This window comes from Mesorhizobium sp. P2_C7 (assembly GCF_056404515.1).
This window is the reverse complement of the sequence record NZ_JBFUDW010000010.1, coordinates 65,415-85,763: the sequence shown is the minus strand read 5'-3', so window position 1 is coordinate 85,763 and position 20,349 is coordinate 65,415. Positions and strand designations below refer to the sequence as shown.

Here is a 20,349-nt window from a genome sequence, read left to right as displayed (position 1 = left end):
TTTGCGCTGCTTGACGTACCCCCAGGAGATGGGATTAGCCCGTTATGCGTCGTGAGCTCTTGTTAGTCGCTGCCCGCCTGCCGCATTTTTGAGCAGATAGGAGGCGCCAGACACTGGAGACTCCCTATGGTGCGGGAGCGCTCCTTGACCTAAAGTAAGGTGCCGGGTGCAGGCGGCTCCCAAAAGAAGAGACGCCATGACGATAACGCCAAGTCAGGCCAAAGACAGATTGTCGTTTGGCCCTTTCTATTTGGCTGCGGGTGAAAGGCTCCTGACAAGAGAAGGCGCTCCCGTAGAGTTGGGCTCGCGCGCCCTAGAAATTCTCATCGTGCTGACTTCCGCGCCGAATGAAGTCGTCAGCAAGAAAGATCTGATGGCGCGCGTTTGGCCCGATGTGGTTGTCGAGGAAGGCAGCCTGCGGTTCCACATGACCGGACTGCGCAAGGCGCTGGGCGATGGAAAGGATGGCGCGCGTTACATCGCGACGCTTCCGGGGCGCGGCTATTGCTTCGTTGCACCGGTCTCGCGATTAAGCAGCCCACACGATGAAGCCCCGTTTGTCGCCGCCGGGTTTCCGCATGCGAATCTTCCAAACCGCTTGAGCAGAATGGTCGGGCGGGATCAGGACGTTCTCAAGCTGTCGGCGCAGCTGAATGCTTCGCGGTTCGTCACCATCGTTGGCGCCGGCGGTGTCGGCAAAACCACCGTCGCGATCGCAGTCGGACATCATCTGATCGACGCATTTTATGGGGCAGTTCTGTTCGTCGATCTGGGAATGATCGGTGATCCCGGTCTGGTGACGACAGCCGTCGCCTCGATGCTTGGGCTATCCGTTCAAACAGAAGATGCCACGCCCAACCTGATCGCTTACTTGCGCAACAAGCGGATTCTCTTGATCCTCGATACCTGTGAGCATCTCTTGGATGCGGTGGCGCCTTTGGCAGCAAGCATTGTCGATGCGGCGTCACAGGTCCACATCCTGGCGACGAGCCGCGAGGTGCTTCGGGTCGAAGGCGAGCATATCTATCGGTTGGATGCGCTTGCCTATCCGCCCGACGAACCTGGCCTGACGGCGGCCATTGTCCAGACCTTCCCGGCCACCCAACTGTTCGTCGAACGAGCGGTGGCAGGCGGCGCTCGTTTGGACATCAACGATGCGGAGGCCCTGCTCATCGCAAGCATCTGTCGAAAGCTCGACGGAGTGGCGCTCTCCATCGAACTGGCGGCTAGGCGCGTCGAATCCTATGGGTTGCAACAGACCGCCGCACTTCTTGATCAACGCCTGACACTGCTGTGGCTCGGTTCGCGGACCGCGCCGCCGCGTCAGCAAACCCTGCAGGCGACACTGGACTGGAGCTTTGGGCTCCTGACCGACCTTGAGCGCATGGTGTTGCGCAGGCTCGCTGTATTCGTCGGTCATTTCACGCTCGATGCCGCACTGGAGGTGGTGACGAGCGCGACCCTCGATCGATCGACCGTCCTGGGCGCCATGGACAGTCTCGTCGCCAAATCGATTGTAGCGACGCGTCCGGTTGGAGCGATGATGCGCTACCGGCTCCTCGATACCACGCGCGCCTACGTTCTCGATATCCGGATCGATGACGCCGAGGCTGCCGATTTGGCAGTGCGCCACGCCGCCTACTACCGGAGATGGCTGGAGCAGACAGGGATCGGATGGCCAAAACTGGCGACCGGTGAGGAACGGGCTCCTCACTTCGCCGCCATTAACAATGTCCGGGCTGCCCTGGAATGGTGCTTCGGCAACAACGGAAACGCCGACATCGGCATGGGACTCGCCATCGCTGCCGCGCCGGTTTTCCTGGCGATGTCCTTGTTGCCGGAGTGTCATCGCTGGTCTGAAAGGGCAATATTGGCATCCGACGGTGCCGCCCTTGGCGGACTTGACGAGATGCATCTTCAGGCCGCTCTCGGCGTATCCTTCATGTTCATGCGGGGAGGACGCGACAGGGCGCGCGTAGCCCTGCAGAGAAGCCTGGCGATCGCCGAGGAGCGCGGGGATCCGCTGGATCAGGTGCGTCTGTTGGGTCCGCTCAACATGTTCCATCTGCGGACGGGCAATTTCGTAACCGCCCTCGAAATTGCAAGACGTTGTTCAGACACAGCCGCCGGTCTGGAGGATTCGGTCGCGATTGCGCTTGCACACTCGATCCTGGGCATCTCGCTTCACCTGCGGGGTGACCTTGCGGAAGCGCGCGCCGAATTGGAGGCGGCGCTCGACCGTGGGCCGCGTTCTCAGCGGACCACCACGATCTATCTGGGCTTCGAAGGCAAAATCCTGGCCAGGGCAATTCTGGCGAGGAACCTTTGGCTGCAAGGCCATCCCGATCAAGCCATGGCGCATGCTCGGCAGGCCGTCGAAGAGGCTGCCGCCATGGATCATTCTCTAACGCTGGCGATCGCGTTGATCTGGGCGATTTCGGTCTTCCTGTGGACGGGCGACCTGAAGAGCGCCGAGGCTTACATCGACATGCTCATCGCCCGCGCGGAATCCCATTCCATGACTCCTTACCTGCTGGTCGGTCGGGGATTCAAAAGCGAAGTCGCGATCCGTCAAGGCGATGCAGAAGGCGGTGTCGAGGGCCTGCAGACTTCTCTTCAGAAGCTGCACGCGGCACCTTACGAATTGCTCACGACGCCGCTCAACCTCTCGCTGGTCAGGGGATTGTCCGCAATCGGTCAGGTCGATGAAGCAACTGCGCTGATCGACGAGTCGCTTGGCCTCGTCGAAAAGAACGGCGACCAATTGTACCTCCCGGAGCTGCTGCGGATGAAGGGAAGCCTCCTTCTCCAGTCGCAACGCAACCGCGACGAAGCTGCCGCCTACCTCATGCAGGCACTGGAGTTGAGCCGCAGTCAGCGCGCGCGGGCATGGGAGTTGCGAACCGCAATCGACATGACGACGCTGATGGCCGGGCGCGGGGAGATCAATAGCGCTCGCGAGCTCTTGCAACCGGTTGCGGCGCATTTTGTGGAGGGCCTGAATACGGCGGATGTCAAGGCTGCCGAACACCTGCTGGCGACGCTCAGGTAGAACCTTCAATGCCACAGCCCCATTGGTGTCGTCCGCTGTCGGCGCATTTCGACGGTGGCTTAGAAAATCGAATTCGTGATGGCCTTCACCGGCCCGCCTGAGCGATCAGCTACGTCGTGCAAACGCGCCAATGCTGTTAAGCAGCGGCTGCTGGTCGCCGACCCAGAACCAGTGATCGTTGCCGGCAACCTCAAAGAACTTCGCGCCTGGGATGTTGGCCGCGAGGAAGCGCCCGGCTTCGATGCGAACGGCGCGGTCGCCGGAGCGGTGCAGGACCATCGTCCTTGCCGCAACCTTCGCAAGGAGATGACGGACATCGGTATCACGCAGCGCTTCCAGTAGGCCCGCGACCGCGCCGGGACTGGAGGCTGCCCTGAGCAACCCAGCCCACCAGGTCTGCGCCTGGCGGTCTGCGGCCAGGCTCGGGGCAAAAGTTTCGATTTCCGCCGGGCCACCCCAACTGGCGAGCAGTCGTTGCTTCCACAGATCGTATTGCGCGACGGTCAGGGCAAAAGGATAGTCGGGTGCACGGCTGCCTTTCGCAAGGGAACCCCACAGAACAAGACCAATCAGGCGATCGGGGTGGTTTACGGCAAAACGGACACAACCCGGCCCACCTTCTGACGCGCCGATGAGCAAGGCCCTACGGCTGCTGGCCGCGTTCATGACCGCCAGAATGTCCTGCGCCGTCGCTTCGACGGTCGGGCGGGCACCGACACGGTCAGAAAGTCCCATGCCTCGCCGGTCGAAAAGGATCAGGCGGCCGAGATGCGAAACCGCGGTGATCCAGGCGCGGCAGCTTCTGTCTTCCCAGATACGCTCGACATGCGAAATGAAGCCCGGAACAAGCACGATATCCATCGGACCGCTGCCAACGATCTGATAGGCGATATGGATGCCGTCCACCTCGACATAGTGCGTTCTGGGCACGTCCAGGGCGGCATCGTGAGATGGCTCACGCAGCAGGGCAAGCGTGGCTGGGTCCGGCGCAATGCCGAGTTCTTCCCGCAGCAACCGAACGCAGGTGTCCCTTTGGCGCTCGGCTGCCGCCCTGTCCCCGGCCGCCAGGTGGGCACGGATCAGGTGACGGTGCGCACTTTCACTCAAAGGGTCCAGTCCCGTCAGGCGCGTCGCATGAACGACCACGCTGCGAGGCTCACCGGCGGCGATCTTCGCTTCGATGAGCCGCTCCAGCGCCTGCACGAGCCGGCTGCGCATGGCCTCGCGCCTGAAGAAGACCCATTCCTCGAATTCCGGACAATCAGGGACCGAGAAGCCGGCGAGATAGTCGCCCTTAAGCATGTCGGCTGCCTTGTCGAGAGGACCGACATTGCAGGCATGCTCGAAGACCTTGGAGTCGACCTCGACGGACAGCGCCGGGTGCAGGCTTAGGGATGTTCCGCTGGTAGCGATAACCTCGCTGCCGAACGCGATGCGGATTTTATACAGCGTGCGCCGAAGGCGTGCGCGTGCGGCTTCCTCGTCGGTTTCGGGCCACAGAAGCGTGGCTGCGACCTCACGCGCCACAGGCCCGGCGGCCTCGGCGAGGTAGACGAGGAGCGCTGCCGCCTTGCGCAAGGCAAGTTCCACCCGCCGCCCGTTCAGACGGAACTCAGGAAAACCCAGAAGTCGGAACTCCAATCGCTCCATCGATCCGTATGCGGCCGCGCGGGGACGTTGAGGGGACGCCGGCCTTCTATCCACCCCAGGACGTCGGGCCGATTGGGCCCAATCAGGAGACTCCCTTGGAGCGAGAAATGTCACCGGTCAATACTCTCACCTATCATCGCACGTCCGAGGCTGTTGCCAGGGACGGCATCTCTATCGCTTACCAGGACCTGGGTCGCGGCGAGCCGCTCGTACTGCTGCATGGCGTGACCGAAAACAGCGAGTCCTGGCACGAGGCGGGTTACGTCGACCAATTGCTGCGGCGCGGGCGCCGGCTGATCCTCATCGATTGCCGCGGCCATGGCCGGAGCGGAAAGCCTCACAACCCGATTGCCTATTCCGGGCTCAGGCGGGCAGCAGATGTCGTTGCGGTGCTCGACAGTGCCGGCGTCCAGCATGCTGCATTGATGGGACATTCAATGGGCGGCGTGGTCGCGCTGGCCGTGGCTCTCTACCACCCGGACCGCGTCAGCGCGCTGATCGTCAACGGCGCGCATCCGTACGCGGAGGATCTCACCTCGCTCCGGGCGGCGCTCAAGAATGACTTCGAGACCTGGCTCGCCTCCTTGACGCAACTGGCCCCCGACCTTTCGCAGGCCGCAAGCCGGCGGATCAGGGCCAACGATCTCACCGCTGTTCGAGCAAGCCTTGCCAAGGACAGGCTGGATTTCTCGGCGGCCTTCGCGGGGCTGGGGATACCGGTGTTGGCAATCAGCGGCACGCTCGATCCCCGTTGCGAGCCCGTCCGGAATTTCGCGGAACTGGCGGGCGGCGAGTTTCTGCCGCTCGCGGGCAAGAACCATGTCACCGCCTTCCTCGATGTCGACACCGTGACGCCGGTGGTCGACGCTTTTCTGGACCGTGTCGGTGCTCAGAGCACAAGGCAAGGAGGCTAAGCCATGTGCCAAACCTGTCTCTCCTGGTATGCACGCTGCATTGCTCCCTACGTCGTCCACGCCGGCTGTTCGGCCAACACATTCGCACACATGCGAAGGCGAATGATCCCGCGGGCAGAGGGCATTGTCGTCGAAGTCGGCTTCGGGTCCGGCCTGAACCTTCCCTATTACGACGCTGCCAGGGTCGAGCGGCTGATCGGCGTCGATCCCGACGGCACGATGCTCGGCCTGGCTGCACCGAAGAGCCGCACCTTGCCGTTCGATGTCGAATGCCTCCGGGCCAGCGGCGAAAGCCTGCCGCTGGCCGATGCCTTCGCCGACACGGTTGTCGTCACCTATGCCTTCTGTACCATTCCGGACCCTGAGATGGCGCTGACCGAAATCCGACGCATCCTGAAGCCGACGGGCCGGCTGATCTTCATAGAGCATGGCCAGGCCGAGCAACCGCGTTGCCGCAGATGGCAGGAGCGCCTGAACAGGCTGTGGGGGCGGATCGCCGGCGGCTGCCACCTCAATCGCGATCCGTTGCTCTTGATCCGCGGGGCCGGCTTCAGTCTCGTTGAAGAGGAGCGCGGGCGGTTCTCGCTGCCTTTCTGGCAATTGGGAAGCCACTACGCTGGCGTCGCGGCACCCCCGACAGGTTGACGGCCTTCGTCGAAACCTGCACGTCCGAAAATGCGCAAGATGCTCGCGCGGCTCTTCCGCCACGCACCCCGCGTCTCAGAAAATCGAATCCGTGATGGCCTTCACCGGCCCGAGCAGGACCGATCCGTCCGGCACGCCGGCGTCGATCGGAATAGCCCGGCGATTGGCCGTTGCCACCATTGGCTGGCTGACATCGCTGGTCACGATCACCGGTGTCTTCGAAGGCACGCGGTCGTAGAGATCGATGATGTCCTGGTTCATCAGGCGCACGCAGCCTGACGAGACCGACTTGCCGATTGACTTCCATTCGGGCGAGCCGTGCAGGCGGTACAGCGTGTCGACGTCGCCCTGGAAGAGGTAGAGGGCGCGCGCCCCGAGCGGGTTCTTCAGCCCGCCCGGCATGCCACCATTTTCGGCGCTGTATGGCTTCAGTTCCGGCTGCCGGGCGACCATTTCATCCGGCGGCGTCCATTTCGGCCATTTCTGCTTCCACTGGACGACGGCGTCGCCGGACCATTCGAAGCCGGCGCGGCCAAGGCCAACGCCGTAGCGGATCGCCTGGCCGCCCTGGCGCACGAGATAGAGATGGTGCCCGGTTGTGTCGACGATGATGGTGCCGGGCTTCTGTCCCGTCGGGTCGGGGACGATCTGGCGCAGGAACTGCGGATCGATCCTCTCGAACGGTATTGGCGGAAGGTCGAAGCCGCCGTCGCTGACGGCCGCGTACATCGTCGCATAGTCGGGCAGCGGCGGCTCGACATAGGTTGGCGGCGGTGGCGGCTCGACCGGTTCCGGCCCGGTGGTGGCGCATGCGGAAACCGCGATCGAAGCGGCGCCCAATGCAGCGGCGTTGAGAAAGCCGCGACGGCTCAGGCGAAGGGATTCGATTTCGGCTATGGACATGGTTGCCTTCTTTAGGTGTCAAATCGCAACAAAGGTTGAAACGCCGACTGCTGCGTGGGTGTCTGACAACACCCGGCGCGATAGGCGGTTCCGATTCTGGCCCGAACGTGGACAAACAAAGGCGAAGCTGTGACTGCGCTGCCACTGTGGCGTCAGAGACACAGCTTTGCAACCTAGCTGCCGGGCACCAATGCTTCGAGCGATGGCAGGATCAGGGCCGGTGGAAAGTCCCGGTACTCTTCCGGCTGGTTGGAACGGTTGATCCAGACCGTGCGGAAGCCGAATTTGGTCGCACCGGCGATGTCCCAGCGATTGGAGGACTGGAAGGAAACCGCGTTGGGATAGAGGCGCCAGCCGGTAGTGACCATGTCGTAGACCGCCGGATCGGTCTTGAAGCGCCTGACCGTATCGACCGAATAGATGTCGTCCAGAACCTGATCGAGCGCGGCGGACTTGACCGCTGCCTGCAGCATTTCGGGCGAGCCGTTGGACAGGATCGCCAGCTTCGCTCCCGAAGCCTTGAGCGCCTTGAGCACGGCCGGCACTTCGGGATAGCAATCCAGCCGCCAGTAGGTGTCCAGCAGTTTGGCCTTGAGGCCAGGGTCGGCCGAGGGAACCTTGCGCAAGGCGAAATCGAGCGCCTGTTCCGTCAGTTGCCAGAAATCGGCATAGGCGCCCATCAGTGTGCGCACCCAGGAGTATTCGAGCTGTTTGGCGCGCCAGATTTCGGACAACAATTGGCCGTCCGGCCCAATCTGGTCGGCATGACGGCGCACGGCGGCATGCACGTCGAACAGCGTGCCGTAGGCGTCGAAAACATAGGCGGCGTATTGCATGGCAACAGTTTTGAGGCGAGGCGCGAGAAGGTGCAAGCTTTGATTGCATCGCTCGCGCCGCTGGCCTCAACAAAACTCCGCGATGCCGGTTGACGGCGCCCGCCAAAGCATCTTCCAATGGCTGTCACACGAGATCGATCGGGACGGGATAACGCGATGACACTGGCGGCTGAGGCACTATCCGCGACATGGACTTTCGTCGATGGTGATTGGCACGAGGGCAATGTCGCCATTCTGGGGCCGCGTAGCCACGCCATGTGGCTTGGCACCAGCGTGTTCGACGGCGGCCGCTGGTTCGAAGGCGTTGCCCCCGACCTCGACCGCCATGCCGCCAGGGTGAATTCCTCGGCGATTGCGCTCGGCCTCAAGCCGTCGATGACCGCCGACAAGATCGTCGGGCTTACCTGGGACGGGTTGAAGAAGTTCGATGGCAAGACAGCCGTCTACATCAGGCCGATGTATTGGGCCGAGCATGGCGGCTATATGGGCGTTCCGGCCGATCCCGCCTCGACCCGTTTTTGCCTTTGCCTTTATGAGTCGCCGATGATCCCGCCGACGGGCTTTTCGGTTACCGTATCGCCATTCCGGCGCCCGACCATCGAAACCATGCCGACCAATGCCAAGGCCGGCTGCCTTTATCCCAACAACGGCCGCGCCATTCTTGAAGCCAAGATGCGCGGGTTCGACAACGCGCTGGTGCTCGACATGCTGGGCAACGTCGCCGAGACCGGAACCTCGAACATCTTCCTGGTCAAGGATGGCCATGTGCTGACGCCGGCCCCGAACGGCACCTTCCTGTCCGGCATCACCCGCTCCCGCACCATGACGCTGCTCGGCGAGTATGGTTTCAAGACTACCGAAAAGACGCTGTCGATACGGGATTTCCTGGAAGCGGACGAAATCTTTTCGACCGGAAACCATTCCAAGGTGGTGCCGATCACGCGCATCGAGGAGCGCAACCTGCAACCCGGGCCGGTGGCCAAGAAGGCGCGCGAGCTTTATTGGGATTGGGCGCATTCGACGTCGGCTGGCTGACGCGTCCGGCCTGGCCTTTTGTCGCTGCGCGGTTCGTCGTCGGAAAACCGTGTGACAGTTTTCCGCTACCCGCCTAGAAAGGGAACCGGCGCTTCATTCCGGAGTTGTCCGAGCTCAATCCAGACCTATCTTAGTCCGGTATCGACACCGGATTTTCCACGAGGGAGTACTACCCATGGCTTTTGAATTGCCCGCTTTGCCTTACGACTATGAGGCCTTGCAGCCTTACATGTCGAAAGAGACGCTGGAATATCACCACGACAAGCACCACAAGGCCTATGTCGACAACGGCAACAAGCTGGCCGCGGAAGCCGGAATGGGCGATCTGTCGGTCGAAGAGGTGGTCAAGCAGTCGTTCGGCAAGAATGCCGGCCTCTTCAACAATGCCGCCCAGCACTATAACCACATCCATTTCTGGAAATGGATGAAGAAGGGCGGCGGCGGCAACAAATTGCCCGGCGCCCTGCAGAAGGCAGTCGACAGCGATCTTGGCGGCTACGACAAGTTCAAGGCCGATTTCATCGCCGCCGGCACGACGCAGTTCGGTTCCGGCTGGGCCTGGGTTTCAGTCAAGGACGGCAAGCTGGCGATCTCCAAGACGCCGAATGGCGAAAACCCGCTCGTCCATGGCGCGTCGCCGATCCTCGGCGTCGATGTCTGGGAGCACTCCTACTACATCGACTATCGCAACGCCCGGCCGAAATATCTCGAGGCGTTCGTCGACAGCCTGATCAACTGGGATCACGTGCTTGAGCTCTACGAAAAGGCCTGATGCATGTCGCCCAAACGTGCGCAGCGGTTTTGGGACCACGACGTGTACGAGAGCAAGGACTCAAGCCGCGTCGTTTGCGTCCCTTTGGACGCGACGCGTTTGATGACCTGATCGATCTCCAGCAAAGCCCCGGCACTCCCGGGGCTTTTCTTTTGCTGTGGCGCAGCAAATTCATCCGAGGCGAAGGGAATATTCCCTTCGTGGCATCCGTTAACGTCCTGTCCCGAAATGCCCTCATCCCCAAAATACCTTCATCATGGAGCCAATTGAATGAGAAAGCTTGTCATCGCCATCTCAATGCTCGCCCTCGCGGCGTCGGCGGCCTTTGCCGACCCGATCCTCGATCGGCAGGCTCTGATGAAGGAGCGTGGAAAGATCGTCGGCGGCATTTCCAAGGTGGTAAAGGGCGAGGAGCCTTTTGATGCCGCGGCTGTGCTGACGGCCCTGCAGGCACTGCAGGCGAATGCCGAGAAGGTCGATGTCGACGCATTGTTCCCGGCCGGCAGCGACACGGGCGACACCACGGCTGCGCCGAAGATCTGGGAAGACATGCCCGGCTTCAAGGCGGCCAACGACAAATTCATCGCCGACGTCAAGGCAGCGACCGCTGCCGCTCCCGCAGACGTCGATACGTTGAAGGCACAATTTGACACCATCGCATCCAACTGCGGCACCTGCCACCAGACCTATCGAGTGAAAAAGGGCTGATAGCGGGTCATGCCCTGGCTGAAAAAGCTCGTCGGCGCCCTTGTCGTTCTGGGCGGCGTCGGCGCGGTTGCCGGGTGGGTCCTGTCGGCGCCGCTGAGGCTCGACAGCGAGACCCTGGCCAAGCTCGGCCCTGGCGACGCGGCCAGGGGCAAGCGCATTTTCTATGCCGGCGGTTGCACCTCGTGCCATGCAAAGCCGGGGTCGCAGGGCGATGCCCGACTTCAACTGGTGGGTGGCCTCGCGCTCAAGACGCCATTCGGCACCTTCGTGCCGCCCAACATTTCGCAGGACGCCAAGGACGGCATCGGCGCATGGTCGGTGGAGGACCTCGCCAATGCCATGCTGAAGGGTGTGTCGCCGTCGGGTGAGCATTTATATCCGGCGTTCCCCTACGCGTCCTACGCCCGCATGAAACCGGCCGACATTGCCGACCTCTATGCCTTCCTGAAAACGCTGCCGGCCGTCGCCGGCAAGGCGCCAGGCAATTCGCTGACGTTCCCGTTCAACATCCGCCGCGGCATCGGCCTTTGGAAACTGCTTTATCTCGGCGATCAGCCGGTCGTTTCGCTTCCCGAAGGCACGCCTGATCCGGTGATGGATGGTCGCTACCTGGTCGAAGGGCCGGGCCATTGCGGCGAATGCCACACGCCGCGCGACTTTGCAGGCGGGACGAAGAAGAGCGAGTGGCTGGCGGGCGCCGTGGCCGCCGAAGGGAGCGGCATCGTGCCGAACATCACATCGGGCGAGGGCGGCATCGGCAACTGGTCCGAAGCCGACATCGCCAATTACCTCGAGACCGGCTTCACGCCCGATTTCGATGCTGTCGGCGGCGCGATGGTCGACGTGCAGAAGAACATGGCCGAATTGACCGCAGGGGATCGTGCGGCGATTGCCGCCTACCTCAAGGTAGTACCACCGCATCCCAACGGTTATCCGGCGCGCAAGAAGACGGCGAACTGACGCACGCCGCCCAAAACTACGCAGCGGTTTGGGTCAACGACGTGTCTTAAGCGCGGCGCGTGACTCTCGTCAGGCGCGACGCGCTCTAGCTGTCGGGTGCCAAGTGGCGGTCGCCCAGAAAGTCGAAGCCTGCCTCGAAAAAGTGGTTGTAGTTGCAGGTCAGTTCCTCGCCGGATGCGATGTCGCGCAAGGCGTAGGTTTCCTCAGGCGACGAGACATCGCAATTCGGCTCATCGTCATGGTTCATGTAGCGGGCGTCATCGGCTTCGAAGACGATGTAAGACGGATCACGCCGGTCCGGGTAGGAATAGCGATCGAGATAATTCTTCACCGGCCCGGTCTCGCCCTCATAGGTCTCGACGTCGATGATCCTGTCGAAGCGGGGGTCGAGCTTCCAGATCAGCGTGCCCTTGGGAATGTGGTGCTTGGCAAAAACGCCGATGCCCTGGATCGGCGATTTGTCGAGATAGACGTCGACGAGCAGCATAATGGACCCTTGTGCGAGTGCGGGCTTCGTCGCCCGGGAAAGTCGTGCCTTGGGTAGCGCGCGACCATCGCAATTGCGAGGGGAAATGAGCGATGCGGAATTCAAAAAGTCATGATCGCTGAACCCAAAAGTGAACGTCGTGTCCGCAGCCTCAGCGTTGCTGCAAAGCCAGACGGACGCCCAAGGCACAGTAGATGCCGCCGACAATCTTGCCTTGCCACTTGAGCACCCTCGGATTTCGGCGCAGGAAAGTGCCAAGCCGACCGGCGCTCACTGCAAAGACGACCGTGCTGAGAAGACCCAGCATGACGAAGATGACCCCTAATATGGTCAACTGAAGCATCACCGACCCATTTTCAGGCCGCACGAACTGGGGCAGGAACGCAAGGAAGAAAAGCGCGGTCTTGGGGTTGAGCACTTCGGTCAGGATAGCCTGTCGAAATGCCTTGCCGGCGGAGATGGCAAGCGCGCCGGCAGCCGGGTTGGCCGGTGTTTTCTCGATGATCGCGCGAATGCCGAGATAAACGAGGTAGGCGGCGCCAATGTACTTTACGATGCTGAACAGCGCCGCCGAAGTGGCGATGATCGCCGATATGCCGACCATGGCCATGACCGTGTGAAACACGTCGCCGGCCGCGATCCCGGCACCGGTCGCAATGCCCACCTTCGTTCCCGAACTCGTTGCCCGCGCGACCGTAAGGAGGGTGGCTGGGCCTGGAATGAAGACAAAGCCGAGCACAACCGCGATGTAGGCTGTCAATGTTGACAGATCGATCATTGGCGAATCTCTCCTGTAAGCTGCGCCTTGCCCATCACCTTCAGTGCGAAGGAATAAGTATAGGCGATCTCCTCCAGTCGCGAAAACCGGCCGGAAGCGCCGGCGTGGCCCGAATCCATGTTGATCTTGAACAGCACGGGATTGTCGCCGGTCTTGCGGTCGCGCAGCCGTGCCACCCATTTGGCCGGTTCCCAATAGGTGACGCGCGGATCGGTGAGGCCGGCCAGCGCCAGGATTGGCGGATAGTCGAGCGCGGCGACATTGTCATAGGGCGAATAGGCGGCGATGGTTCGATAGTCGTCGGCGGACGCGATCGGGTTGCCCCATTCCGGCCATTCCGGCGGCGTCAGCGGCAGGCTGGCGTCGAGCATCGTGGTGAGCACGTCGACGAAGGGCACCTCGGCGACGATGCCGCCAAAACACTCCGGCGCCATGTTGGCGATGGCGCCCATCAGCATGCCGCCGGCCGAGCCGCCTTGCGCAACGATGCGGTCATGCGTCGTGTAGCGCTCGGCAACGAGGTGGCGCGCACAGGCGATGAAATCCGTGAACGTATTCATCTTGTGCGCCCGCTTGCCGTCATCGTACCAGCCATAGCCCTTGTCCTTGCCGCCACGGACATGAGCGATGGCAAAGACAAAGCCGCGGTCGACCAATGAGAACCAGTTGGTGTTGAATGCGGCAGGCACCGTGATGCCATAGGAGCCGTAGCCGTAAAGCAGGCAAGGTGCGGATCCATCCAGCGGCGTGTCGCGGTGGTGGAGAAGCGAGATCGGCACCAGTTCGCCATCGGCGGCGGGCGCCATCAGCCGCTTGGTGACGTAGTGATCCTGGTCATGGCCGGAGGGCACTTCCTGGGTCTTGAGGAGCACCCGCTCGCGCGTGCGCATATTGTAATCGAACACCTGAACCGGCGTCGTCATCGACGAATAGGAAAAGCGCATGATCTCGGTATCGTACTCATAGGAGCCCGACAGGCCGAGCGAGAAGGCCTCCTCGTCGAGGGACAAAAGATGCTCCTCGCCGCTGCTGCGGTCGCGCACGACGATGCGCGGCAGGCCTTCCCAGCGTTCGAGCCGGACCATGTGGTCTTTGAAGCCGATCACCGACAGGATCAGCCGGCCAGGTTCATGCGGCACCAGTTCCTGCCAGTTGGCGCGCACCGGATCGCTCGCCGGCGCGGTCATGATCTTGAAATCCTTGGCGCCATCGGCATTGGTCAGGATGAAGAAGATGTCGCCGCCTTCTTCCAGATCATATTGAAGGCCGGTCTCGCGTGGTGAAACCAGCTTCGGTTCCGCAAACGGGTCGCTGGCGGGCATCAGGCGGTATTCCGAGGTCTCGTGATCGTTGATGCCGATCATGATCCATTCGTTGTTGCGCGTGCCGTCGACATTCATGAAGAAACCGGGATCGCTTTCCTCATAGATCAGCCGGTCGCTCTCAGGGCTTTGCCCAAGCGCATGGAACAGCACCTTGGACGGGCGGTGGTTGGGATCGAGACGCGTGTAGAAGAAGCCGTCATCGCCGGCGTTCCAGACGCCTGAACCGCCCGTGTCGGGAATCCGGTCGGCGATCTCCTTGCCATCGTCAAGGTCGCGCACGCGAAGCGTGTAGAATTCGGAGCCCTTGTCGTCGAATGCCCACAAGAGCTTGCGGTGGTCGGCCGAATGATCGACGCCGCCAAGACGGAAATAGGCCTTGCCCGCCGCCTCCGCATCGCCATCAAGCAGGATCTGCTCGGAGCCGCCGTCGCGCGGCATGCGGAAATAACGCGGCTGCTCGCCGCCAAGCTTGAAGGATGAGCCATAGGCATAGGGTCCGTCCTTCATCGGTACGGAGGAATCGTCTTCCTTGATGCGGCCCTTCATTTCCTTGAAAAGCTGCTTCTGCAACTCGGCCGTGTCGGCCATCAGTTTCGATTGATAGGCGTTCTCGGCCTCGAGCTCGGCGCGGATCCCCGCATCGAGCAATGACGGATCCCGAAACATCTCCTGCCAGTTGTCGGCCCGCAGCCAGGCATAGTCGTCGGTTCGCGTGATGCCGTGATGCGTGTCGGAAACCGGCCGTTTCTCGGGCACTGGCGGGCTGACGTGCGGAAATGCGGAAGTGCGGGTCATTGCGTCTCGCTTTGCCGATATCTTGAATGGGGAAGCATCTTGAATGGGGAACTATCTTGAATAGCGAATGAACACGCCGATCAGGTCGGGTTCAAGAGCCGCAGCTTAAGGGTCGTGTCGGCTCCAGATGATGGGCCGGGAGGAGAGATGATGAATATATATGCTCGGATTGCGGCAGCTTTCGCCGTTGCTTCGCTAACTCTGACTTTTGCCGGCCAGTCTCATGCGACCGTATTCGCGGCTTGGCAAGTGGCCAATGTGCCGTTCGGTGACACGCTCAATGTGCGCAAATACCCTTCGGGCACATCCCAGAAACAGGCGGCGTATCCGAACGGAACCGTTCTGCAGATGACCGGACGATGCACCGGCGGGATAAACCTGCTCGACATCTTCAATCATCCGGCGTGGAAGCAGGAACAGACGGTTCGCTATCGTTGGTGCGAAGTCTGGCATGACCCGGCCCAGAACGGCAACTTCGTCACTGGCTGGGCCTATGGCAAATACATCACGTCGCATTGACTGACCTGGCGACGACTGATCCGAGCCAGTTCACAGGACCGGCATGTCGCCTGGTTGCTTGCGCAGGACATGCGGCAACCTGTGGTTTTGTGGACAGGTATGGGCAACCAAGCTTGCCCGTGCGATTGCCAAGCAAAATCAAGCATTGAAACCTGCTTTGTGAGTTATCGCGAATGTAACGACGAACTGACGTAGCGTCAGCGGTTGCTGGTTGGCGGGCGAAATATCGAAAAATTACAAAATGCACGAAAGGTTGAAGCTAATCCGGGAACAATTGATCAACATTGTTCAATATAGCGCAAAGTTCGAATTGACTTACTTGGTCAGCAGGGTCATTGATGTGCACGCGACACGAATCGCAGAAGCTCTACCTGCATAAAATTCGCGCGATGCCCTGCCTGAAAAAAAGGGCGCACACTGACGTAACTCTTGTTGGGGCCTGATGACCATGGATATTGTCGAAACACCTTCCAGAAACAGCGATGCGCTGATCGAATTGACCGCCGATGTGGTGGCCGCCTATGTCAGCAACAATCCCGTGCCGGTCGGCGAACTGCCGAACCTGATATCCGATGTCCATGCCGCGCTCGGGCGCGTGGGTGGAACTGCCGAACAGCCGCCTGCCGACAAGCAAAAGCCGGCAGTCAACCCGAAGCGCTCGGTTCATGACGACTACATCGTTTGCCTTGAAGACGGTAAGAAGTTCAAGTCGCTGAAGCGTCATCTGATGACCCACTACGACCTGACGCCGGATCAGTACCGCGAAAAGTGGAACCTCGACCCGAGCTATCCGATGGTTGCACCCAACTATGCTGCTGCGCGGTCCCAGCTTGCCAAGAAGATGGGTCTCGGCCGCAAGCGCAAGGCGCGGTAATCGCTGCTCGCCAGATCAGATCGACATCAACGGCGCCTTCGGGCGCCGTTTGATTTTGTGTGAAAGGGTTTTCCATCCGGAATTGCGTCAAGATGACGAAGTAGGGCGCTTCTACGCTCCGTGGAACGCTGAACCGCTCCGGCTGTCAGGCGATCTGCTTCAGCGCCGCCTCGGCGTCGCGCTTGATGCGCTTGACCATGGAGCGAAGGCCGTTGGCGCGCTGGGGCGACAGATGTTCGTCGAGGCCGAGCTCTTTCAATGTTGCTTCCGCGTCGGTCCTTTGGATCTCGCTGGCGGTCCTGCCTGAAAACAGCGCCAGCATGATCGCGACCAGCCCGCGCACGATATGGGCGTCCGAATCGCCGGTGAAGGTTATGACCGGATCGCCCCCCGGTCCGCGTTCGGTGGTCAGCCAGACCTGGCTGACGCAGCCCGGCACCTTGTTGGCAGCGTTGCGCTCGTCGTCCGGAAATGGCGGCAGCGCCTCGCCGAGGTCGATGACGTAACGATAGCGGTCTTCCCATTCCTCGAGGAACGAGAAGTCGTCGCGGATCGTCTGGATCGTCGTCGTCATGGTTCGGATATAGTCACGCGGCGGCGCCACGTCACGGAAAAAACAAGGACACCGCGGGCGTCGAGAGGGCAGACAGCCCGCGGTGCGCCGTCGAGACGGCTAATTCTGGACCGGTAGGTTGACTGGCAAATTGACCGTTTGGGGCAAGACGATTTCCTCTGGCACGCTGCCGGTCATCGTCGACGTGTCAGGGCCCGCGGTGGACTTGTCGTCCAGCATCGCTGCCGCGATCTTGGCGGTCTCCTTGGCGCGGGCGGTGATGGTGTGCATGGCCGACTTGCCGGTTTCGCAGACGTCGGGTTTGCGTTCGCAAATGCCGGCGATGTCACCAACCGCTTCACGCGCCGCAAACAGGGCCTGGATCGGCCCGACGCTCTCGCGGCCCGAATCATCGGGACCGACAGTCAGTGGCAGCGCCAGCAGCACCAGCGAGAACCAGAAAGCCATTCTTATCAGGAAGACCATTCCCTTGCCTCTCGTCGTGACCGGATCATGCATCCATATGGCATGACCTCTTTTGTAGGCAGGATGGTGGCACACAGGCGCAAAGGACGGCTTGCAGGTTCGCCGAGAATTTTCCGCAAATCTTAGGCAAATCCGAAACGAACCGTTGTGCAAACGGTTTGTTTCAAATCCGAACGATTTTCCTTAACGCCGGATAACCATCTATCTATTTGTCTTGAATGCGTTTTTCGTGAAACCCGGGAGTCCAGGCGTCGCGTGGATACACCCCATGCGCGCCGGCGCCGGATAACTCTCCGTTTACTATGGCTGCATTTGCCCGGGCTTTCGGCTGCCGGCATCCCGATATTTGCCGCAGGCCGGGCCTTGGTCGGCGCTGCCTTATCCATTCCTTAAACGCTGGATGCGAGTTTCTGAGTCAACCAAAACAATCTGCAAAAGCAGAGCTGTCCACGACGAGTACGGGTGCGTTGAGTTGAGTTCGATCAAGGCCAGATACGTTGAATTGCCTGGCGCGATGGCGGCTGGTTGCGAACGTATGGTGCACCCGTCCATCCTTGGGCAGAACGACCGCGAGCGCCAGCGTCGCTTCATCGGCGTCATGCTGGCGGCTCCTTTCTTTGCCGCCGGCGCCGCGGTCACGCTGGTCACGTCGGGCATGGGCGCCGCCGTCACCGTGGCCGCCATCTTCGCGGCCTTTGGCCTGTGCTGGTTCATAGCCCTGCTGGTGGCGGCGACCGGCAAGATGGCCATCAATGCCCAGGTCGCCCTGGCGATGGCCGGCATTGCGCTCGGCGGTCTCATCGCCGCCGCCGGCGGGCTGAGCTCTCCCGTCGCCATGCTCGTTGTGGCGCTGCCGTTCGAAGCCTGGTGGATCGGCGCCTCGCGCCGTGCGGCATTGTGGGGAGCCGTGTCGGCCGCTGTGGCCATCCTGGCGCAGCCTCTGGCAGGAATTCTGTTGCCGTTCGCCGGAGCACAGATTGCCGCGTGGCACTGGCTGGTGCCGTTGGCCTGGGCCCTCACATTGATCCCGCGCGCGTCGGCGTTTCAAAACACGACCGGTGCGGCCGACGTCACCGACACGGCAGACCGTCTTGAAGACATCATCGATGCGGTGGTCTTGCGCGTCGCCCGCCATGGCGAGGTTCTGGACGCTTCGGCAAAGGCGCGCACGCTTTTGAAGCTGCCGCCCGAGCTGCTGTCCGGAAACGGCTTCTTCGATCGTGTCCATCTGTCGGATCGCGTCTCCTATCTCAGTGCCTTGGCCGACATGCGCGATGGCGCGCTGTCGCGCCGGCTTGAATTGCGCATCAGGCTGCCTCAGAACGGCAATGGCCAGGCGGCCGACAATTACCGGCCGTTCTCACTCGATCTGGTGCGAGGTGAAGAACAGGGCGACGTCTTCACGCTCGTCCTGCGCGAGAATGACGACATTGCCCGGCTGCGCGAAAATCTCGCTGCGGCCAATGAGGCGGCGGCCTCGGCCGAAGTCGCCAAGGGACGCTTCCTGGCGGTGGTCAGCCACGAACTGCGCACGCCATTGAATGCCATCATCGGTTTCTCCGACATGCTGCTGCACGAGATGTTCGGCGCCTTCAAGGATCCGCGCCAGAAGGAGTATGTCGGCCTGGTGAGGGATTCGGGCCAGCATCTGCTTGCCGTCGTGACCTCGATACTCGACGTGTCCAGGATCGAGTCCGGCGTCTATGCGACCGAGCCGGAGCCGTTCCGGTTCGCGGAAGCGGTCGACATGTGCCAGTCCATGCTGCGGCTGCAGGCGCAGGCCAAGAACATCGATCTGCAGACGCAGATCGCGCCGGACGCGGGCGACATCAATGCCGACCAGCGTGCCGTGCAGCAGATGCTCATCAACCTTGTCTCCAATGCGATCAAGTTCACCCCCGATGGTGGCGATGTGGTCGTCGGCGCCAAGCGGATTGGTTCGCGTCTGCATTTCTGGGTCAGGGACACCGGCATCGGCATCGCCGAGGAGGATTTTGCCAATCTCGGCAAGCCCTTCATGCAGATCCAGAACGACTATACCCGCCGGTTCGAGGGGACTGGCCTCGGCCTTTCGCTGGTCAAGGGCCTGGTGGCCCTGCACGAAGGCACGATGTCCATCGAAAGCATGCCGGGCGAGGGCACCACGGTGACCATCAGCCTGCCGGTGAACGGACCGAAGGGACATCAGGCGGAGAAGGCCGGAGTGCTGACGATGCCGGTGGCCATGGCGAAAGGGGACAGAAATGGCTCGCTCCGCAAAACGGCCTAAGGCGGTCAAGCGCCGCAGCAACGCCTTTCAGGGCGGTGCCGTCGCGGTCGGCGGCGCGATCTCGCGCAATCCCGTCCTGGTGGGTGGGTCGACGGCATTCCTGGTGACGCTGTTCTACGTCTCCGCCAATGCCTTGTGGTACCAACCCTTCCCGCATGCCGGCGCGTTCTTCGCGACCCGCAGCATGGAGGGCTTTCGGCATACGGCGTCCGACGAACCGGAGACGACGTTCAACATCGTGCGGCCATCAGGCACGCCGGCACCGATCAAGGGCGATCCGGTGGTCGAGCAGGTGCAGGGCATATTGAAGGATCTCGATTTCTATTCCGGAACGGTCGATGGCATTTCCGGGCCCAACACGCGCAAGGCCATCCAGGCCTATCAGCAGAAGGTCGGGCTCAATGCGTCCGGCGAGATCGACGCGCTTCTGCTGGACCAATTGGGCGCGACGCCGAAAACAGCGGCCGTCATACCGAGACCGCAGCCGCGTCCGGATACGCCGGCCGCCGTTCCGGTGTCGTTGCAGACAAATTCTGGGCAGACGAACACTGGTCAGGCGAATGCCGATCAGACGCAGGCACCCGATGCCCGCATCGTCAAGATCCAGGCCGGGCTCAAGGCATTCGGCAATGACGACATGCAGCTGGACGGCGTCGTCGGCACGCGCACCAAGGCGGCGATCAAGGAATTCCAGTCGCTGTTCGGGCTGCCGCAGACCGGCGAGCCCGATGAGCTCGTTTACGTCAAGATGCGCGAGATCGGCCTGACCAACTGAGGGGCTGAAACGA

At 61.7% G+C, this 20,349-nt stretch carries 19 protein-coding genes; 11 read left to right on the top strand and 8 right to left on the bottom strand.

What is annotated here, in order from left to right; genetic code table 11:
• Positions 1–196 precede the first annotated feature (196 nt).
• A complete protein-coding gene (locus AC1D2G_RS21135) occupies positions 197–3,052 on the top strand; it encodes an ATP-binding protein (protein ID WP_477416412.1) in 2,856 nt (951 codons plus the stop codon).
• A 105-nt stretch (positions 3,053–3,157) separates the two neighbouring features.
• Here AC1D2G_RS21135 and AC1D2G_RS21130 read toward each other — a convergent pair whose 3' ends face one another.
• Positions 3,158–4,702, bottom strand: a complete 1,545-nt coding sequence (locus AC1D2G_RS21130; RefSeq protein WP_477416558.1) for a bifunctional AfsR/SARP family transcriptional regulator/alpha/beta hydrolase — start codon at positions 4,700–4,702, stop codon at positions 3,158–3,160.
• A 107-nt stretch (positions 4,703–4,809) separates the two neighbouring features.
• On the opposite strand from AC1D2G_RS21130, the gene AC1D2G_RS21125 reads away from it, so the two are divergent.
• Both AC1D2G_RS21125 and AC1D2G_RS21120 read left to right on the top strand, forming a co-directional pair.
• Complete coding sequence (locus AC1D2G_RS21125; protein ID WP_477416410.1) at positions 4,810–5,616, top strand: alpha/beta fold hydrolase; 807 nt, start codon at positions 4,810–4,812, stop codon at positions 5,614–5,616.
• A 102-nt stretch (positions 5,617–5,718) separates the two neighbouring features.
• The gene (locus AC1D2G_RS21120) at positions 5,719–6,261 is read left to right on the top strand and encodes a class I SAM-dependent methyltransferase (RefSeq protein WP_477226191.1); all 543 of its coding nucleotides are present in this window, start codon (positions 5,719–5,721) and stop codon (positions 6,259–6,261) included.
• Positions 6,262–6,336: 75 nt separating this feature from the next.
• Here the strand turns inward: AC1D2G_RS21120 and AC1D2G_RS21115 are convergent, their stop codons facing one another.
• Entirely contained in the window at positions 6,337–7,164 is an 828-nt protein-coding gene (locus AC1D2G_RS21115) for a L,D-transpeptidase (protein WP_477416408.1), read from the bottom strand.
• Positions 7,165–7,337: 173 nt separating this feature from the next.
• Positions 7,338–8,000: a haloacid dehalogenase type II gene (locus AC1D2G_RS21110; protein WP_477416406.1), complete on the bottom strand. Its 663-nt coding sequence runs from the start codon at positions 7,998–8,000 to the stop codon at positions 7,338–7,340.
• Positions 8,001–8,156: 156 nt separating this feature from the next.
• Between AC1D2G_RS21110 and AC1D2G_RS21105 the strand changes: the two genes are divergently transcribed.
• From AC1D2G_RS21105 to AC1D2G_RS21090, 4 genes are all read left to right on the top strand, one after another.
• Positions 8,157–9,035, top strand: a complete 879-nt coding sequence (locus AC1D2G_RS21105) for a branched-chain amino acid aminotransferase (protein WP_095089867.1) — start codon at positions 8,157–8,159, stop codon at positions 9,033–9,035.
• A 175-nt stretch (positions 9,036–9,210) separates the two neighbouring features.
• Entirely contained in the window at positions 9,211–9,807 is a 597-nt protein-coding gene (locus tag AC1D2G_RS21100) for a superoxide dismutase (RefSeq protein ID WP_095089869.1), read from the top strand.
• A gap of 270 nt (positions 9,808–10,077) precedes the next feature.
• Entirely contained in the window at positions 10,078–10,515 is a 438-nt protein-coding gene (locus AC1D2G_RS21095) for a c-type cytochrome (protein WP_095089871.1), read from the top strand.
• 9 nt (positions 10,516–10,524) lie between these two features.
• Complete coding sequence (locus tag AC1D2G_RS21090; protein ID WP_477416404.1) at positions 10,525–11,475, top strand: cytochrome c; 951 nt, start codon at positions 10,525–10,527, stop codon at positions 11,473–11,475.
• Between the two features lie 85 nt (positions 11,476–11,560).
• Here the strand turns inward: AC1D2G_RS21090 and AC1D2G_RS21085 are convergent, their stop codons facing one another.
• The 3 genes from AC1D2G_RS21085 to AC1D2G_RS21075 form a co-directional block, all read right to left on the bottom strand.
• The gene (locus AC1D2G_RS21085) at positions 11,561–11,962 is read right to left on the bottom strand and encodes an SET domain-containing protein (RefSeq protein ID WP_477226193.1); all 402 of its coding nucleotides are present in this window, start codon (positions 11,960–11,962) and stop codon (positions 11,561–11,563) included.
• Between the two features lie 151 nt (positions 11,963–12,113).
• Positions 12,114–12,740, bottom strand: coding sequence for a LysE family translocator (locus AC1D2G_RS21080; RefSeq protein WP_477416402.1), 627 nt, complete (start codon positions 12,738–12,740; stop codon positions 12,114–12,116).
• Entirely contained in the window at positions 12,737–14,860 is a 2,124-nt protein-coding gene (locus AC1D2G_RS21075) for a S9 family peptidase (RefSeq protein ID WP_477416400.1), read from the bottom strand. The genes AC1D2G_RS21080 and AC1D2G_RS21075 overlap by 4 nt, the downstream gene beginning before the upstream one ends.
• Before the next feature lie 150 nt (positions 14,861–15,010).
• Here AC1D2G_RS21075 and AC1D2G_RS21070 point away from each other — a divergent pair, with 150 nt between their 5' ends.
• Positions 15,011–15,379, top strand: a complete 369-nt coding sequence (locus tag AC1D2G_RS21070; RefSeq protein ID WP_477416398.1) for an SH3 domain-containing protein — start codon at positions 15,011–15,013, stop codon at positions 15,377–15,379.
• A 448-nt stretch (positions 15,380–15,827) separates the two neighbouring features.
• A complete protein-coding gene (locus tag AC1D2G_RS21065; protein ID WP_095089970.1) occupies positions 15,828–16,253 on the top strand; it encodes a Ros/MucR family transcriptional regulator in 426 nt (141 codons plus the stop codon).
• Positions 16,254–16,398: 145 nt separating this feature from the next.
• On the opposite strand, the gene AC1D2G_RS21060 is transcribed toward AC1D2G_RS21065, so the two are convergent.
• Together AC1D2G_RS21060 and AC1D2G_RS21055 are read right to left on the bottom strand one after the other, a co-directional pair.
• A complete protein-coding gene (locus AC1D2G_RS21060) occupies positions 16,399–16,827 on the bottom strand; it encodes a SufE family protein (protein ID WP_477416396.1) in 429 nt (142 codons plus the stop codon).
• A 99-nt stretch (positions 16,828–16,926) separates the two neighbouring features.
• A complete protein-coding gene (locus tag AC1D2G_RS21055) occupies positions 16,927–17,292 on the bottom strand; it encodes a DUF5330 domain-containing protein (RefSeq protein WP_477416556.1) in 366 nt (121 codons plus the stop codon).
• 535 nt (positions 17,293–17,827) lie between these two features.
• On the opposite strand from AC1D2G_RS21055, the gene AC1D2G_RS21050 reads away from it, so the two are divergent.
• Complete coding sequence (locus AC1D2G_RS21050) at positions 17,828–19,561, top strand: sensor histidine kinase (RefSeq protein WP_477416394.1); 1,734 nt, start codon at positions 17,828–17,830, stop codon at positions 19,559–19,561.
• Positions 19,536–20,336 (top strand): peptidoglycan-binding domain-containing protein, encoded by an 801-nt coding sequence (locus AC1D2G_RS21045; protein ID WP_477416392.1) that lies wholly within the window; start codon positions 19,536–19,538, stop codon positions 20,334–20,336. Before AC1D2G_RS21050 ends, AC1D2G_RS21045 begins: the two co-directional genes overlap by 26 nt.
• Positions 20,337–20,349 lie beyond the last annotated feature (13 nt).

Excerpts from the sequence above, each read along its gene's own strand:
- AC1D2G_RS21045 (WP_477416392.1), top strand. The coding sequence starts at position 19,536 with ATGGCTCGCTCCGCAAAACGGCCTAAGGCGGTCAAGCGCCGCAGCAAC.
- AC1D2G_RS21090 (WP_477416404.1), top strand. The coding sequence starts at position 10,525 with ATGCCCTGGCTGAAAAAGCTCGTCGGCGCCCTTGTCGTTCTGGGCGGC.
- AC1D2G_RS21095 (WP_095089871.1), top strand. The coding sequence starts at position 10,078 with ATGAGAAAGCTTGTCATCGCCATCTCAATGCTCGCCCTCGCGGCGTCG.
- AC1D2G_RS21125 (WP_477416410.1), top strand. The coding sequence starts at position 4,810 with ATGTCACCGGTCAATACTCTCACCTATCATCGCACGTCCGAGGCTGTT.
- AC1D2G_RS21115 (WP_477416408.1), bottom strand. The coding sequence starts at position 7,164 with ATGTCCATAGCCGAAATCGAATCCCTTCGCCTGAGCCGTCGCGGCTTT.
- AC1D2G_RS21130 (WP_477416558.1), bottom strand. The coding sequence starts at position 4,702 with ATGGAGCGATTGGAGTTCCGACTTCTGGGTTTTCCTGAGTTCCGTCTG.
- AC1D2G_RS21135 (WP_477416412.1), top strand. The coding sequence starts at position 197 with ATGACGATAACGCCAAGTCAGGCCAAAGACAGATTGTCGTTTGGCCCT.
- AC1D2G_RS21120 (WP_477226191.1), top strand. The coding sequence starts at position 5,719 with ATGATCCCGCGGGCAGAGGGCATTGTCGTCGAAGTCGGCTTCGGGTCC.
- AC1D2G_RS21085 (WP_477226193.1), bottom strand. The coding sequence starts at position 11,962 with ATGCTGCTCGTCGACGTCTATCTCGACAAATCGCCGATCCAGGGCATC.
- AC1D2G_RS21105 (WP_095089867.1), top strand. The coding sequence starts at position 8,157 with ATGACACTGGCGGCTGAGGCACTATCCGCGACATGGACTTTCGTCGAT.
- AC1D2G_RS21055 (WP_477416556.1), bottom strand. The coding sequence starts at position 17,292 with ATGGTCTTCCTGATAAGAATGGCTTTCTGGTTCTCGCTGGTGCTGCTG.
- AC1D2G_RS21060 (WP_477416396.1), bottom strand. The coding sequence starts at position 16,827 with ATGACGACGACGATCCAGACGATCCGCGACGACTTCTCGTTCCTCGAG.
- AC1D2G_RS21070 (WP_477416398.1), top strand. The coding sequence starts at position 15,011 with ATGAATATATATGCTCGGATTGCGGCAGCTTTCGCCGTTGCTTCGCTA.
- AC1D2G_RS21075 (WP_477416400.1), bottom strand. The coding sequence starts at position 14,860 with ATGACCCGCACTTCCGCATTTCCGCACGTCAGCCCGCCAGTGCCCGAG.
- AC1D2G_RS21065 (WP_095089970.1), top strand. The coding sequence starts at position 15,828 with ATGGATATTGTCGAAACACCTTCCAGAAACAGCGATGCGCTGATCGAA.
- AC1D2G_RS21050 (WP_477416394.1), top strand. The coding sequence starts at position 17,828 with ATGGTGCACCCGTCCATCCTTGGGCAGAACGACCGCGAGCGCCAGCGT.
- AC1D2G_RS21110 (WP_477416406.1), bottom strand. The coding sequence starts at position 8,000 with ATGCAATACGCCGCCTATGTTTTCGACGCCTACGGCACGCTGTTCGAC.
- AC1D2G_RS21100 (WP_095089869.1), top strand. The coding sequence starts at position 9,211 with ATGGCTTTTGAATTGCCCGCTTTGCCTTACGACTATGAGGCCTTGCAG.
- AC1D2G_RS21080 (WP_477416402.1), bottom strand. The coding sequence starts at position 12,740 with ATGATCGATCTGTCAACATTGACAGCCTACATCGCGGTTGTGCTCGGC.